A 14,562-nucleotide genomic window follows, 5' to 3' on the forward strand; every position below is an offset into this window, starting at 1 on the left:
ACCGGCGTTTCAGGCTTAAGTGCCGGCTTGAAGTGCCGTCAGGCGAGCAAGAGGGTCCTGTCGATAGAAGGCTTTGAGTTGTTCGTAGACCTGCGGATACGCTTCGACCAGCAAATCCGGGGCACTGAAGAAGTATTCGCTGGTGACGGCGAAAAACTCCGCGGGGTTCTCCGCGGCATAAGGATCGATCGCGGTTTCGGCGTCGGGATCGGCGTCCAGTTGGCGATTCATGTCATCGAACGCGCCCTGCATGGCGCTGGCCCAATCGGCGATGCGCATGTCGTTGTGCAGTGGCGGGTGGCCGTTGGCATCGCCGTTGAGCATGTCGAGCTTGTGCGCCAATTCGTGGATCACCAGGTTGTAGGCCTCCCACCCGCCGCTGGACAGCACTCCCGGCCACGCCAGAATGACCGGGCCTTGCGACCAGGCTTCGCCGCTGTGCTCGCCATCCCATTCGTGTTCGATGCCACTGGCGTCGCGATGCCGTTGCGGGCTTATGAAATCGTCGCCGTAGAGAATGATTTCGTGAAACCCCTGATACCAGTTCAGATCGCCCAGAGCCAGCAGCGGCAATTGCGCTTGCGCGGCGAGGAACAGGCGCGATTCGTCGTCCATCTCGACGCCTTCCAGTGCGGTCAGGTGTTTGCCATGCAGGAACAGCACGCAGCTGTCGAGCAGGTAGCGATCCTCTTCGGCAGTCAGTCCGTCGAGAATCGGCAAGCGCCGGCGCACCCGATCCCAAAGCTGCGGGTCGATCGGGTTGCGCGCCAGCGTGCGGCGTTTCAGCCAGCGCCCGAGCGACCACATGATTCAGCGCGCTGTAGCAGAACGGCCCATGCGGCTGCGGACCAGACCGATGATCATCGGCAGCAACGAAAGCACGATGATCGCCAGCACCAGCAGGGTGAGGTTTTTCTTGATGAACGGGATGTTGCCGAAGAAGTAACCGAGGGTGACCAGGCCGCCGACCCACAGGATCGAACCCAGCACGCTGAAACCGAGGAAACGCAGGTAATGCATCTTGCCCAGCCCCGCGACGAAGGGGGCGAAGGTGCGGATGATCGGCAGGAAGCGAGCCAGAGTCACGGTTTTACCGCCGTGGTGTTCGTAGAACTCGTGGGTCTTGGTCAGATAGTCGCGACGAAAGATCTTCGAATCGGGATTTTTAAACAGCCTGTCGCCAAGCGTGCGGCCGATCACGTAGTTGGTGCTGTCGCCCAGAATCGCTGCCGCCATTAGCAGACAGGCCAGCAACACCGGATCCATGCCACCACCGGCCGCGACGGCCCCTGCGATGAACAGCAGGGAATCACCTGGCAGGAACGGCGTTACGACCAGGCCCGTCTCACAAAAGATCACCAGGAACAGGATGGCGTAGACCCAGGTGCCGTAGTTGGTCACCAGCAGGTCGAGGTAGACGTCGAGGTGAAGGATGAGGTCGAGCGGGTTGAAATCCATGTACGGCACCTGATTGAAAAGCCTTGGCCGAGCCCTGTGCGGGTCGATGATGACTGCTGATGTGGGGCGCATTATAGAGGGAAGAAACGCGATGTTGCTGGGTGCGATATCCCGATTGAAACATTTGGTAGTGATGGGGGTGACACCAGCGAACCTGCGTGAGCTTGCTCACGAAGAGCCGGAGCATCCGTTACGTCTCTGGCGGCTGATGGGCAGCATTCGTGAGCAGGCTCACTCCCACAGTAAGTTTTCAGCCAATGAAAGCGGCCGGTCAGTTGATCGGCAGAACGTAATTCCTGAACTGGGTATCTTCGCGAAACCCAATCGACTCGTACACCTTTTGCGCAACGTCGTTGTTGGCGCTGGTCGACACACGCATGCGCACGGCGTGGGTTTCCCGGGCCATTTTCTTGGCCTTCTGGATCAGGTGATCGGCGACCAGTTGGCGCCGGGCGTCTTCGGCGACGTAGATGTCGTTAAGAATCCACACGCGCTTGAGCGATAACGAGGAATAGCTGGGATACAGCTGGCAGAAACCCAGCAGCTTGTTGTCATCTTCATCGTGCAGGGCCAGGTAAATGACCGATTCTTCGCGGCGCAGGCGTTTTTCCAGAAAGTCGCGGGAGGAATCAGGGAAGGGATGTTCGCCGTAGAACTCGCGGTATTTGACGAACAGGGGGGCCAATAGGTCCAGGTGCTCCAGAGTGGCTTGGATGATCCGCATGGTTGGGCCTCAACTTCATTGTGCAATTCATGAAAGGGGGAGGACGCGCCTGGCACTGGGGCAGACGGATTTGACTGTGCCTAAGCGGTTTAGAAAGCGCAATCCAAAGTCGGGGGGTAGTCAGGCTGGGCAGGACCGTGGGAGCGAATTCATTTGCGAAAAATGGGTCGGCCGAAGCAGATGTATCGACTGTACCGCCGTATCGCGAATGAATTCGCTCCCACAGAGGTGCGCGGAGAGTGATGAATCAAAAACGGCCTCCGAGGAGGCCGTTCTTTAACAGGCAATTACCGGATCAAAAGAAACCCAGCGGATTGATGTCATAGCTCACCAGCAGGTTTTTGGTCTGTTGGTAGTGTTCGAGCGCGACTTTGTGGGTTTCGCGGCCAACGCCGGATTTTTTGTAACCACCGAACGCGGCGTGGGCCGGGTACAGGTGATAGCAGTTGGTCCACACACGACCGGCCTTGATGGCGCGACCGACGCGGTAGGCACGGTTGATGTCGCGGGTCCACACGCCGGCGCCGAGGCCGAACTCGGTGTCGTTGGCAATAGCGATAGCTTCGGCTTCATCTTTGAAGGTAGTGACGCTGACCACCGGGCCAAAGATTTCTTCCTGGAACACACGCATCTTGTTGTTGCCTCGCAGCAGCGTCGGCTGGATGTAGTAGCCAGTCGCGAGCGAGCCTTCCAGCTTTTCAACCTTGCCGCCAGTCAACAGCTCGGCGCCTTCGCCCTGAGCGATGTCGAGATAGGAAAGGATTTTGTCGAACTGCTGCTGCGACGCCTGGGCACCAACCATGGTCTCGGTGTCCAGTGGGTCGCCGCGCTTGATCTTCAGGACCTTTTTCATCACCGCTTCCATGAACTGCGGGTAGATCGATTCCTGAACCAGGCAGCGCGAAGGGCAGGTGCAGACTTCGCCCTGGTTGAAAAACGCCAGCACCACGCCTTCTGCGGCTTTGTCGATGAATTCCGGTTCGGCGCTCATCACGTCTTCGAAGTAGATGTTCGGCGACTTGCCGCCCAGCTCGACAGTGGACGGGATGATGCTGTCGGCCGCCAGTTTCATGATGTGCGAGCCCACAGGCGTGGAGCCTGTGAAGGCGATTTTGGCGATGCGCTTGCTGCTGGCCAAAGCTTCGCCAGCCTCGCGGCCATAGCCCTGCACCACGTTGAGCACGCCTTTTGGCAGCAGATCGCCAATCAGCTCCAACAGCACGGTAATGCCCAGCGGTGTTTGCTCGGCGGGCTTGAGGACGATGCAATTACCTGCCGCCAGTGCTGGCGCGAGTTTCCAGGCGGCCATCAGGATCGGGAAGTTCCACGGGATGATCTGCCCGACCACGCCCAGCGGCTCATGAATGTGGTACGCAACGGTATTGCCGTCGATCTCTGCAGCGCTGCCTTCCTGGGCACGCAACACGCCTGCGAAATAGCGGAAGTGATCGACCGCCAGGGGAATATCGGCGTTGAGGGTTTCGCGCACGGCCTTGCCGTTATCCCAGGTTTCGGTGATGGCAAGCAGTTCGAGGTTCTGCTCGATACGGTCGGCGATTTTCAGCAGGGTCAGCGAGCGTTCCTGAACGGAGGTCTTGCCCCACGCATCGGCAGCAGCGTGGGCAGCGTCCAGGGCTTTGTCGATGTCTTCGGCAGTCGAGCGAGGGAATTCGGCGATCAGCTTGCCGGTAATCGGCGAGGTGTTTTCAAAATACTGGCCTTTGACCGGCGGCACGAATTCGCCACCGATGTAATTGCCGTACTGGGTCTTGAAGGTAACGATCGAGCCTTCAGTTCCGGGATGGGCATAACGCATGGTGAATATCTCCTTGCTCTTGTGATTGTGTGGGGATAACGCACTGCTTCACGTGGTATAGCTGCGCTTGATCAAAGCGTAGAGCAAAGCGCGGGCCACTGCCGTTCAATGCCCGGTTTATAAGGGTTTGGCCGAAAAATCAGACGCTTGGTGAGTGGCTGTGTGCCAGTTGCGAAACGGCCAGCGTGACACTTTGTATCGAATGTGAGACAGCACGCCTGCTTGTGTCTTTGGAGGCATTGCAATGCAGAGAGGCTAGGAGGATGCTGGTTCGCAACTCCCCGGGAGCACCTAGGAAGAACAATAAAAATGCACAGCAATCACTTCGCCAGACATGCGCAGCAAGTCCTCACCGTCGCCCAAGGCAAGTCAGCACATCGATATGGCCCAGGCGCTGATCCGTCGATTGCTCGCTCCTGGGTGCGCTGCCTTGAGGACTATCACCTGGATCCCGCACAGCCCATGGCGCCGACCGTGCTGGAACATGCTCGCGTGCTCGAAAGTCGCGAACGCCTGCAGCAGGTGCTGACCATTGCTGGTGGCGAGATGAACAGCCTGCATCGGCAGCTTTCGGGTGGTAACGCCGTGTTGCTGACCGATGCTCGCGGGGTGATCCTCAACTGCGTGACCGAACCCGGCGAACGGAAGATTTTCGAGCGCGCAGGTCTCTGGCTCGGCGCCGACTGGAGCGAGGCGCGGGAGGGCACCAACGGCATCGGCACCTGTCTGGTCGAGCGGCAATCGGTGACTATCCATCGCGACGAACATTTTCGTGGCCGGCACACCGGGCTTACCTGCTCCGCCGCCCCGGTGTTCGATCCCCACGGCGATCTGTTGGCTGTACTCGATGTCTCTTCTGCGCGGCACGATGTGTCGCGGCAGAGCCAATTTCACACCATGGCGCTGGTCAATCTGTCGGCGAAGGTGATTGAAAGCAGCTATTTCCTGCGCCACTTCGAGGACCAATGGCTGCTGCGCTTTCATCTGCAGGCCGGGTCAGTGGGGCTGTTCAGCGAAGGATTGCTCGCGTTCGACAGCGAAGGACACGTCAGTGCGCTTAACCAGAGCGCCTTGAATCTGCTGAGCCTGGGCCGCGCTGATCTGATCGGTCAGCCGGTTGAATCATTGTTCGATTGCTCGCTGGACGAACTGATGAGCCGCGCGGCACCTGATGCTGCAACGAGCTGGCCGCTGCGTACCCGCGACGGGCGAGGTTTTTTCGCGGTACTGCGGGGGCAGTCGCGGCCCGTACTAAAAGCCTTTTCCGCGCCGTTTGTAGTCAAGTCTGTTTCGTCACCTGCCCTGAGCGGGATTTGCCTGGGCGATCCTGCGCTGCAGAACGATTTCCGCCGCGCTTTAAAGGTTTTCGAGCGTGATGTGCCTTTGCTGATCAATGGTGAAACCGGCTCGGGCAAAGAGGCATTTGCCAAGGCCGTGCATCAGGCGAGTCAACGCGCGGGCAGGCCGTTCGTGGCGTTGAACTGCGCGGCCATTCCCGAAAGCCTGATCGAGAGTGAGCTATTCGGCTATCGCGGCGGCAGTTTCACCGGCGCCCGCAAGGAAGGCATGCGCGGCAAGCTGCAGCAGGCCGACGGAGGCACGCTGTTTTTGGATGAAATCGGCGACATGCCGGTGGCCTTGCAGACGCGTCTGTTGCGGGTGTTGGAAGATCGTCTGGTAGTGCCGATTGGCGGCGAGCCGCAGTCGGTGGATGTAAGAATCATTAGCGCGACGCACCGCAATCTTCCAGGGTGTTTGGAGGATGGGAGCTTCCGCGAGGACCTCTACTATCGGCTCAACGGCCTGGAAATCGCCCTGCTGGCGTTGCGTGAACGAACGGATAGACCGCAGTTGCTGGACTTTCTGCTGGAGGAAGAAGCGGGCGGCCATCCGGTAACGATAGATGCCCAGGCGAGGCATGCGCTTCTGGCCTTCAATTGGCCGGGCAACGTGCGGCAGATGCGTAATGTGCTCAGGACATTAGCGGCGTTGTGCGAGGAGGGTCTGATCTGTTTTGACGACTTGCCCCAGGTGATTCGTCAGGGCACTGTTGAAAAGGCCGCTGCGCCTGAACCGAGTGACTCGCCGCTGGACGATGCCGAGCGTTCAGCGCTGATCACCACCCTCGAAGCCCAACGCTGGCACATGACCCACGCGGCGCGGGAGCTGGGGGTGAGCCGCAATACTTTATATAGAAAGCTGCGCAAGCATGGCATCGCGCGATAGCGAGTGAGAGCGGTCATCCTCGCATTGCATTGCATCGCTCGATAGATCGGCCTCGCCCCCGACTGTAGGAGCCGGCTTGCTGGCGAACATGCCGGTTCAGGCACTTATCTGTCGACGGACACACCGCATTCGCCAGCAAGCCGGCTCCCACAAAGGATTTCATACGCTGCTTATACCTGAGACCGTACTGCGCAAGCATGGCATCGCGCGATAGCGAGTGGGTAGCGCGGTCATCTTCTGTGGGAGCGAATTCATTCGCGATGCGGTCTGTCAGGCAACGGATTTTTGTCGTATGTACTGAGGTCTCGCGAATGAATTCGCTCCCACCGTTCGGTATTCAACGACAACTGTCGCTCCATTCAATTGCCCCGTGCGCATTGCCCACCTTCTAAGCTAACCTGCGCCCATGTTTTAAGAGGTTGGTCATGCACATTCATATTCTGGGTATTTGCGGCACGTTCATGGGGTCGCTGGCGGTTCTCGCCAAGGATTTGGGCCATAAAGTCACCGGCTCCGACGCCAACGTCTACCCGCCGATGAGCACGCAGCTCCAGGCGCAGGGCATCGAGCTGATGCAAGGTTATGACCCATCGCACCTGGAGCCGGCGCCGGATCTGGTGGTGGTCGGCAATGCCATGTCGCGAGGCAACCCGGCTGTCGAATACGTTTTGAACAAAGGCCTGCCATACGTTTCCGGTCCGCAGTGGCTGGCTGATCACGTCCTGCGTGGGCGCTGGGTATTGGCTGTGGCGGGAACTCATGGCAAGACCACCACCAGCAGCATGCTGGCCTGGGTGCTGGAGCACGCGGGCATGGCGCCGGGCTTTCTCATCGGTGGAGTGCCTCAGAACTTCGCAGTGTCCGCGCGGCTGGGCGACACGCCGTTTTTCGTGGTCGAGGCCGACGAATACGACAGCGCGTTCTTCGACAAGCGTTCGAAATTCGTCCACTACGGCCCGCGTACCGCGATCCTCAACAACCTTGAATTCGATCACGCCGATATCTTCCCGGACCTACCCGCCATCGAGCGGCAATTCCACCACTTGGTGCGTACGATTCCGAGCGAAGGTCTGGTGATTCATCCAACCACCGAGCCGGCTCTTGAGCGGGTGATCAGGATGGGCTGCTGGACGCCGGTGCAAACCACCGGGCAGGGCGGTCAGTGGCAGGCGAAATTGCTCAGCGAGGACGGCTCGAAGTTCGAAGTGAGTTTCGACGGCGTCGCGCAAGGCGTGGTGGACTGGGGCATGACCGGTCAGCACAACGTGGCCAACGCATTGGCAACGCTGGCAGCAGCTCGGCATGTCGGTGTCGTGCCAGAGCAGGGTATCGAAGCCTTGAGCGCGTTCAAGAGCGTCAAGCGCCGGATGGAGAAGGTCGCCGAAGTGCGCGGCATCACCATCTACGACGACTTCGCGCACCACCCGACCGCCATCGCCACCACGCTGGACGGTCTGCGAAAAAAAGTCGGCGACTCGCCGATCATTGCCATCGTCGAGCCGCGCTCCAACTCCATGAAGCTGGGCGCGCACCGTGAAGGCCTGCCGGAAAGCGTCGATCAGGCCGATCAGGTGGTCTGGTACGCGCCGGCCAATCTGGGTTGGGACCTGGGCGCAACCGCCGCGCTGTGCACCGTGCCTTCGGAGGTGTGCGATTCGTTGGAGGCCATCATCGAACGCGTGAAAAGTCAGGCCCAGCGCGGTACGCACGTGGTGATCATGAGCAACGGCGGTTTCGGCGGCCTGCACGGCAAACTGGCCGAGGCGCTGCAATGAGCGGGCCGGAACGCATCACCCTGGCAATGACCGGCGCGTCTGGCGCGCAATACGGCCTGCGCCTGCTGGACTGCCTGGTGCGCGAAGATCGCGAAGTGCACTTCCTGATATCGAAGGCCGCGCAGTTGGTCATGGCCACTGAAACCGACGTCACGTTGCCGCCAAAGCCACAGATGATGCAGGCGTTTCTGACCGAGTACACCGGCGCCGAAGCCGGGCAGATTCGGGTCTATGGCAAAGAAGACTGGATGTCGCCAGTGGCGTCCGGCTCCGGGGCGCCGAGTGCGATGGTCGTTGTGCCTTGCTCGACAGGCACCTTGTCGGCCATTGCGACCGGCGCCTGCAACAACCTGATCGAGCGCGCCGCGGACGTGACCCTCAAAGAGCGGCGGCAGTTGATTCTGGTGCCTCGCGAAGCGCCGTTTTCCAGCATTCATCTGGAGAACATGCTCAAGCTGTCGAATCTGGGTGCGGTGATCCTTCCGGCGTCTCCAGGTTTTTATAACCAGCCGCAGACCATCGATGATCTGGTCGATTTTGTCGTGGCGCGGATCCTCAATCTGTTGAACATCCCTCAGGACATGCTGCCGCGCTGGGGCGAGCATCATTTTGGCGCCGATGAATAAAAAACTGTTTGTGCTGACACTTGGGCTGGTGCTGGCGACCGGCTGTTCCACCGTGCGCACGCTGGATGCCAATCAGCCGGGCGCGCCGGTGGTGTATTCCGGCACGCGCCTTGATCTGTATGCGATACAGGGCGGGTGCTGCGAGAAGGATCGCTTCGGTGCCGAGGCGCCAAAATACCCGATGCTCGATCTGCCGGGCAGCGCATTGCTCGATACGGTGTTGTTGCCGCTGTCGGTTTTGACGGTATTGGGCGTGGGGTTTCAGGCGTCGGGCGGGATGTAGCCAAGGTATATGGGCCGGGGTTTTAACCTGTGGGAGCGAATCCGTTCGCGAGACGGCGGTACATTCGACCCATTTATGTGGGATGTACCACCGCATCGCGAATGAATTTGCTCCCACAGGGGGGTGTGCGTGTGACAGAAATTACTTACCCAACCGCCGCAACTCATCGGACTCTACAATCCTCACCCCATCCTGCTCCTCCAGCGCCAGACGCCACAGCGCGCGGGCCAGTTGGCAGGCTTCGATGCCGCCGTATTTGCCGGGGATCAACTTGGCGATGGGTGCGGCCAGTTGCTCGACCAAGCGCTGATCCTCCCGCTCGCCAATCAACAGGGAAGGGCGGGCGATGGTCAGTTGCGGCCAATTCTGGTCCTTGAGCGCCTCTTCCATTTCGCCTTTCACGCGGCTGTAGAAAATGCTCGATTCAGGGTCGGCGCTCACTGCGCTGATCACTAGCAAGTGCCTGGCTCCCAGCTCCCGAGCGCGTTTGCCAAAGGCCACGACCATGTCCTTGTCCACTGCGCGGAAGGCGTCCTGGGATCCAGCCTGCTTGATCGTGCTGCCCAGACAACAAAAGGCGATATCGACCTGGCCGTTCAGTTCGGGCAGCAGCGAAGTGAATTCACCCACCGGGTTTTCAAGGTGCGGGTGTTCAGCCAGCGGTCTGCGGCTCGGGGCCAGGACGCGGCTGACAGTGGGTTCGTTGAGCAGGCGATCGAGCAGATGCTCGCCAGTCAGACCGGTCGCTCCGGCAAGCAGAATGTGTTGCGGCGTCAAGTACATAGTCTTTCTCCCTTGATACGCCACAAGCATAGGCGTTCTAACGCAACAGACTGCGCGCCGAGCGGGCTGGTTTCACAAAAGCGTTAAATATTCATCTATGCCGTGTCTATCTCCACAGATATGCACAGGGCATATGACGATATCGCGCTGGCTGCTTTTGATTCTGGCCGGAAGGCCGCAGGAGCAAGCTTGCTCGCGATCTGGTGCGAAGCGGCAGCAAACCCGAACGCCTCGGCTTGTCTGATGCGACGAGATTGAATGGATTTACTACGGCTACGTAGCAGATCGCAGGCGAGACAAGCGTGTGTACGCCTTCGAAAGAGTCAAAAGCATTGAATGCGCGTTGCCAGATCCGTCAGCGGTGATTCAATGACTACCGACGGCCTTGGCAGTCATGCCGATCGAAACAGTATTCAACGCCCGTTCCGCTTGGCTTTTGCGCAGCTTCTGCCAATGCGCGATGACGCCTTTGGGGGCCCACATCTGGGGGTCGGAGGCTTCGAAGCTTTCCTCGATTTCCCGCTGCGCGACGATGGTCCTGGCGTCGTTGAAGGCCTGTTGCAGGTCGTCGGTGGCCACCAGCGCCTTGCCGAACAGGGCTTCGCCGAAATAGGTGAAGTCCGCTTCTTCCGAGCAGCCGAACGAAACGCGATCCTCGCGGGATGCCGTGATGACCATGGTTTTTTCGTCCTTGATCGCCGGGATGAAGCCACCGGAATAACAGGCGGAAATCACCACGATCTTGTCGCGGTTCTTCAGAGGGGCGAGCACGCTGGCCATCTCGTTGGCGGGCAGGTCCGACAGTTCAAGGCGCGGCTGATCCAGCACCAACTCATGGTCATGGGTACCGTGGCTGGTGAGGTAAATGAAGATCAGGTCTTCCGGACCGCTGCGTTGAGCCAGGGTCTGCACGGCGCGGTTGATGTTTTCGCGGGTCGCCAGCGGACGATCGGCCATGTGGTCGCGATGGTTAACCAGCGAAATCTGACCGAACGCGCCGAAGCGGGTCGCCAGCAGATTGTTGACGTAGTCGGCCTCGCGCAGGAACACGCTCTGCTTGCCGTCGCCGCCGACCACCAAGCTGTACAGCTCGATAGCCGAAGTGGACGCAGGAACCGCCGCCAGCGCCTTGTCCAGAAGCGGACCTTGCGCAAGCAGTCCCATCTCCAGCGAATCGGGCAGCAGTTTGCCCGTCGCATCGCGCACGCGCTGGCCGTTGGACCAGATGCCGCTCTGCACGCTGCCATCGGCAGATGTCAGAACGCCCTGACCCTGATAGTTGTCATTGTCGAAGTGACCGACGTAAACGCTGCCGTCCGCCAGTTTCAAACGCCCTTCGCCCGCGAAACGCCAGTTGCGAAACTGCCCTTGATAGTGGGTGCCGTCGGAGCCGATCAGCTCGCCCTTACCGGTGAACGCGCCATCCTTGAACTGACCGGACCATACGTCGCCATCAGCGTTTTCATAGCGTCCGCGGCCGTTGAGCTGGTTGTCATGAAAGCCGCCGACGTACTGATCGCCATCGGCGCTGTTGAAGTTGCCAACGCCTTGCAGCTGGCCATCGACGAACTTACCGCTGAACTGATTGCCCGCGGCATCGCTGCGCTGTCCTTCGCCGTTAGGTTTGCCATGGGCGAACTGGCCCTGATATTCGCTGCCGTCTTCCAACTCCAGGTGGCCCAGACCGTCGTACAGGTCGGCCTTGAACTCGCCGCGATAGCTCATGCCATGCTCTTTGAGCGAGCCTTCGCCATCGCGCCGCCCCAGTTTGTAGCCGCCCACATAGCTGCCGGCGCTGGTGGTCAGCTGACCCTGGCCTTGGAATAGTCCGTCCTGAAAGCCGCCTTTATAGACGTCGCCGTTGCTGGCGTGCCATTCGCCCTGGCCGTTCCATTGACCGTTCCTGAACTCCCCGGCGTACCAACTGCCGTTGGGATAATCGATGCGGCCCTTGCCTTGCAGGACGCCATTGACCACGTCACCACGATAGCGACCGCCATCGGGCAGGCGTGCGTCCGGTGGCAACAGCGACTCGCCGTCACCGCACGCGGTAATCAGAAGGGTAAGGGCCAGAGGAGCAAGCGCGCGCATGGTAAATCCCGAAAAAGAGGTGTTTCGGCGTGATCAGATCGCGTACTTGTATCGAGTCGCTCACACAGCCGCGCCGAGTATGCCGCAGCCGGGAAGCGTCATGAAACAGTCTGTTACGACTGTTTCATGTTTTAGGGGCGTTACACGAAGCAGAGGGAAAGTGGTTCAGCGATAAACCCAGGCTTGTCCTGACCCTCGATTTCAAGCGTTGCAGTGGCTTTTAGCAGCCATTGGCCGGGCTTCTTCTCGGTCACTTCGGCAAGGGTAACTTTTAGACGAACGCGCGAGTCGACTTTGACCGGCTGGATAAAACGCACGCTGTCCAGCCCATAGTTGATCGCCATTTTCATGCCCTCGGGTACGACGAGAAGCGACTCCATCAGTTTGGGAATCAGCGACAGCGACAGGAAACCGTGGGCGATAGTCGAGCCGAACGGGGTCTGCGCAGCTTTGACCGGGTCGACGTGAATGAACTGGAAATCGCCCGTCGCTTCAGCGAACAGATTGATACGCGCCTGGTCGATCAACAACCACTCGGAACTTCCCAGTTCCTTGCCTTCATAACGCTTGAGTTCTGCAACAGGTACATAGGGCATCGGTACTCTCCTTGTGGATCAACTATGTTTTTTCAGTGGTCTGGCGTCTCGGGCGCTGTTATTGCTTGGTGCGGTATAGCGCCGCATACCTGTAGGAGCCGGCTTGCTGGCGAACCGGCTGTGTCAGGCATTGTAGATTTGACCGATATACGGCGTTCACCCGCAGGCCCGGCTTCTACAGCGTCAGGCGCCGCTTGGAAGAACGCCACCGGCAACAGCGTATTTACCGTTGCCGCTGTCGGACCTAGAGATCAGCACGCCCTGTAAGCCCGGTCAACAATCCCCCGGCTTGCGAATACCGCCTCATAGGCCGACGGGCTGCGTGCTTATAATGTCGCCGCCAATTCGCTGGAGTTTTTTATGTTGCTAAGAGGCCTGACGTGGCTGGTGCTGTTCCAACTGGTGGGAACGGCGCTGAATCATTTATTCCTGTCGATACTGCCGGGGCCGATCATTGGCCTGGTGTTGTTGATGATCTACCTGATGGTCCGCGGCGAGGTGAGTCAACCCATCAGCCTGGCGGCCAGCAGTCTGCTGCGATATCTGCCGCTGTTACTGGTGCCGCCTGCCGTGGGTGTAATGGTCTATGCCGGTCAGATCGCCGACGATTTCTGGGCCATTGTAGGTTCTCTGGTTTTGTCGTTGATGATCTCGCTCACGTTTGCCGGCTGGTTGATGCAAAAACTCATCGATCGCCAGGCCAGTCGCCGGGAGCCATCATGAGCCTGGATTGGCATGGAGCCTGGCTGGCCGTCATCCATCACCCGCTGTTTGGCATCGCCATCACGTTGGGCGCTTATCAGGTGGTATTGGCCGGGTACGAGAAAACCCGCTGGGTGTTTCTGCAGCCGGTGCTGGTGTCGATGCTGGTGGTGATCGGCGTGCTGGTCAGTTGCGGGCTGGAATATGCCGAGTACCGCAAGAGCACTGAAATACTCAGCATCCTGCTCGGCCCCGCAACGGTTGCGTTGGCAGTGCCGCTTTATTTGAATCTGCGGCGTATTCGGCAGTTGTTCTGGCCGGTCTTGACTACGCTGGTGGTTGGCGGCGTGTTGGCGACCGGGCTTTGCGTGGGGCTGGGCTGGGTGCTGGGCGCCGATCACATGATCCTGATGACCATGGCGCCGAAGTCGGTCACATCGCCGATTGCCATGCTGGTGGCCGAGCAGATCGGCGGTGTGGCGGCATTGGCAGCGGTTTTCGTGTTGATCACCGGCGTCATTGGCGGCATATTCGGCCCCGGTCTGTTGACCCTGGCGGGCGTGCAAAGCCCGGAAGCCCGAGGCATGGCGCTGGGCCTGACTGCGCACGCGGTGGGGACCTCGGCGGCCTTGCAGGAAGGTGAAGAGTGCGGTGCCTTTGCGGCGCTCGCCATGAGTCTGATGGGGGTCGCCACGGCATTGTTCTTGCCGTTGGCGGTGTCTCTGGTTGCTTGAGGGTGTGTCTATGTCGTTGCCGTTGTTTCCGCTAAACGCTGTGCTGTTCCCGGGGTGTGTGCTCGATCTGCAGATATTCGAGGCGCGCTACCTGGACATGATTGGCCGCTGCATGAAACAGGGCGAAGGCTTTGGCGTGGTGTGCATTACCGAAGGCAGTGAAGTCGGTGATGTGCCTGAAGGTTTTTCGCAGATCGGTTGCGAAGCGCTGGTCACCGACTTCCAGCAGCAGGACAACGGCCTGCTGGGCATTCGCGTGGTCGGCGGTCGGCGTTTCCGCGTGATCGGCGCCGAAGCTCAGCGTGACAACCTGTTGATCGCCGAAGTGGAGTGGCTGGAAGAACCCCAGGAAAAGCCGTTGCAGGAAGAGGACGACGACCTGGTGGCATTACTGGCTGCACTGGCCGAACACCCGATGGTCGCTGCGCTGAACATGGGGCTGACAGCGAGCGGGCAGCAGTCACTGGCCAATCAACTGGCATACCTGCTGCCGTTTGCCGAAGAAGACAAGATTGAGTTGCTGGAAATCGACGACGCCGAAGAACGGCTCGACGCGATTCAGGACCTGCTCGATGAGATGCAAGGGGATATGCAGGCTTAGTGTCGTCGCCTTTTCAGTGTGGGAGCGAATTCATTCGCGAGAGGGTCTTACTGACGACACAAATCTGTCGACTGTACAGACGCCTCGCGAATGAATTCGATCCCACGGTGTCCGGTTTCTTCAGGCGCGCTCCGTGAAACGCTCTCA

At 59.6% G+C, this 14,562-nt stretch carries 14 protein-coding genes; 7 read left to right on the forward strand and 7 right to left on the reverse strand.

The genetic code is table 11. The features are described 5' to 3' along the window. Positions 1-15: 15 nt before the first annotated feature. The 4 genes from ACRER8_RS22640 to exaC form a co-directional block, all read right to left on the reverse strand. A complete protein-coding gene (locus tag ACRER8_RS22640) occupies positions 16-807 on the reverse strand; it encodes a zinc-dependent peptidase (RefSeq protein WP_431748419.1) in 792 nt (263 codons plus the stop codon). A gap of 3 nt (positions 808-810) precedes the next feature. After that, positions 811-1,458 carry a DedA family protein gene (locus ACRER8_RS22645; protein WP_431748420.1) on the reverse strand — a complete coding sequence of 216 codons (648 nt, stop codon included), beginning with the start codon at positions 1,456-1,458 and terminating at the stop codon, positions 811-813. 271 nt (positions 1,459-1,729) lie between these two features. Further along, a complete protein-coding gene (locus ACRER8_RS22650) occupies positions 1,730-2,182 on the reverse strand; it encodes an N-acetyltransferase family protein (protein ID WP_431748421.1) in 453 nt (150 codons plus the stop codon). A gap of 295 nt (positions 2,183-2,477) precedes the next feature. Then, positions 2,478-3,998: an acetaldehyde dehydrogenase ExaC gene (gene exaC / locus ACRER8_RS22655; RefSeq protein WP_431748422.1), complete on the reverse strand. Its 1,521-nt coding sequence runs from the start codon at positions 3,996-3,998 to the stop codon at positions 2,478-2,480. Between the two features lie 309 nt (positions 3,999-4,307). On the opposite strand from exaC, the gene ACRER8_RS22660 reads away from it, so the two are divergent. The 4 genes from ACRER8_RS22660 (at position 4,308) to ACRER8_RS22675 (ending at position 8,908) form a co-directional block, all read left to right on the forward strand. After that, complete coding sequence (locus ACRER8_RS22660) at positions 4,308-6,224, forward strand: sigma-54-dependent Fis family transcriptional regulator (RefSeq protein ID WP_431748423.1); 1,917 nt, start codon at positions 4,308-4,310, stop codon at positions 6,222-6,224. Positions 6,225-6,649: 425 nt separating this feature from the next. Next, positions 6,650-7,999 carry a UDP-N-acetylmuramate:L-alanyl-gamma-D-glutamyl-meso-diaminopimelate ligase gene (mpl, locus tag ACRER8_RS22665; RefSeq protein ID WP_431748424.1) on the forward strand — a complete coding sequence of 450 codons (1,350 nt, stop codon included), beginning with the start codon at positions 6,650-6,652 and terminating at the stop codon, positions 7,997-7,999. Then, on the forward strand, positions 7,996-8,625 hold the full coding sequence (ubiX, locus tag ACRER8_RS22670; protein ID WP_431748425.1) for a flavin prenyltransferase UbiX: 630 nt from the start codon (positions 7,996-7,998) through the stop codon (positions 8,623-8,625). Before mpl ends, ubiX begins: the two co-directional genes overlap by 4 nt. Then, entirely contained in the window at positions 8,618-8,908 is a 291-nt protein-coding gene (locus ACRER8_RS22675) for a YceK/YidQ family lipoprotein (RefSeq protein WP_431748426.1), read from the forward strand. The genes ubiX and ACRER8_RS22675 overlap by 8 nt, the downstream gene beginning before the upstream one ends. Positions 8,909-9,049: 141 nt before the next feature. Here the strand turns inward: ACRER8_RS22675 and ACRER8_RS22680 are convergent, their stop codons facing one another. From ACRER8_RS22680 to ACRER8_RS22690, 3 genes are all read right to left on the reverse strand, one after another. Continuing rightward, on the reverse strand, positions 9,050-9,691 hold the full coding sequence (locus ACRER8_RS22680) for an oxidoreductase (RefSeq protein ID WP_431748427.1): 642 nt from the start codon (positions 9,689-9,691) through the stop codon (positions 9,050-9,052). Between the two features lie 366 nt (positions 9,692-10,057). After that, positions 10,058-11,782: a C13 family peptidase gene (locus ACRER8_RS22685; protein ID WP_431748428.1), complete on the reverse strand. Its 1,725-nt coding sequence runs from the start codon at positions 11,780-11,782 to the stop codon at positions 10,058-10,060. A 140-nt stretch (positions 11,783-11,922) separates the two neighbouring features. Then, positions 11,923-12,378 (reverse strand): MaoC family dehydratase, encoded by a 456-nt coding sequence (locus tag ACRER8_RS22690; RefSeq protein WP_431748429.1) that lies wholly within the window; start codon positions 12,376-12,378, stop codon positions 11,923-11,925. Between the two features lie 360 nt (positions 12,379-12,738). Here ACRER8_RS22690 and ACRER8_RS22695 point away from each other — a divergent pair, with 360 nt between their 5' ends. From ACRER8_RS22695 to ACRER8_RS22705, 3 genes are read left to right on the forward strand one after another with little or no spacing between them, the layout of a single operon-like run. Beyond that, positions 12,739-13,101 carry a CidA/LrgA family protein gene (locus tag ACRER8_RS22695; protein ID WP_431748430.1) on the forward strand — a complete coding sequence of 121 codons (363 nt, stop codon included), beginning with the start codon at positions 12,739-12,741 and terminating at the stop codon, positions 13,099-13,101. 2 nt (positions 13,102-13,103) lie between these two features. Beyond that, positions 13,104-13,814 (forward strand): LrgB family protein, encoded by a 711-nt coding sequence (locus ACRER8_RS22700; RefSeq protein WP_431748457.1) that lies wholly within the window; start codon positions 13,104-13,106, stop codon positions 13,812-13,814. 10 nt (positions 13,815-13,824) lie between these two features. Continuing rightward, entirely contained in the window at positions 13,825-14,415 is a 591-nt protein-coding gene (locus ACRER8_RS22705; protein ID WP_431748431.1) for an LON peptidase substrate-binding domain-containing protein, read from the forward strand. The last annotated feature ends 147 nt before the right edge of the window (positions 14,416-14,562 follow it).

It is taken from the genome of Pseudomonas sp. (assembly GCF_050739935.1).
In the GTDB taxonomy this organism is placed as follows: Bacteria; Pseudomonadota; Gammaproteobacteria; order Pseudomonadales; family Pseudomonadaceae; genus Aquipseudomonas.

Excerpts from the sequence above, each read along its gene's own strand:
- ACRER8_RS22640 (WP_431748419.1), bottom strand. The coding sequence starts at position 807 with ATGTGGTCGCTCGGGCGCTGGCTGAAACGCCGCACGCTGGCGCGCAAC.
- ACRER8_RS22645 (WP_431748420.1), bottom strand. The coding sequence starts at position 1,458 with ATGGATTTCAACCCGCTCGACCTCATCCTTCACCTCGACGTCTACCTC.
- ACRER8_RS22650 (WP_431748421.1), bottom strand. The coding sequence starts at position 2,182 with ATGCGGATCATCCAAGCCACTCTGGAGCACCTGGACCTATTGGCCCCC.
- exaC (WP_431748422.1), bottom strand. The coding sequence starts at position 3,998 with ATGCGTTATGCCCATCCCGGAACTGAAGGCTCGATCGTTACCTTCAAG.
- ACRER8_RS22660 (WP_431748423.1), top strand. The coding sequence starts at position 4,308 with ATGCACAGCAATCACTTCGCCAGACATGCGCAGCAAGTCCTCACCGTC.
- mpl (WP_431748424.1), top strand. The coding sequence starts at position 6,650 with ATGCACATTCATATTCTGGGTATTTGCGGCACGTTCATGGGGTCGCTG.
- ubiX (WP_431748425.1), top strand. The coding sequence starts at position 7,996 with ATGAGCGGGCCGGAACGCATCACCCTGGCAATGACCGGCGCGTCTGGC.
- ACRER8_RS22675 (WP_431748426.1), top strand. The coding sequence starts at position 8,618 with ATGAATAAAAAACTGTTTGTGCTGACACTTGGGCTGGTGCTGGCGACC.
- ACRER8_RS22680 (WP_431748427.1), bottom strand. The coding sequence starts at position 9,691 with ATGTACTTGACGCCGCAACACATTCTGCTTGCCGGAGCGACCGGTCTG.
- ACRER8_RS22685 (WP_431748428.1), bottom strand. The coding sequence starts at position 11,782 with ATGCGCGCGCTTGCTCCTCTGGCCCTTACCCTTCTGATTACCGCGTGC.
- ACRER8_RS22690 (WP_431748429.1), bottom strand. The coding sequence starts at position 12,378 with ATGCCCTATGTACCTGTTGCAGAACTCAAGCGTTATGAAGGCAAGGAA.
- ACRER8_RS22695 (WP_431748430.1), top strand. The coding sequence starts at position 12,739 with ATGTTGCTAAGAGGCCTGACGTGGCTGGTGCTGTTCCAACTGGTGGGA.
- ACRER8_RS22705 (WP_431748431.1), top strand. The coding sequence starts at position 13,825 with ATGTCGTTGCCGTTGTTTCCGCTAAACGCTGTGCTGTTCCCGGGGTGT.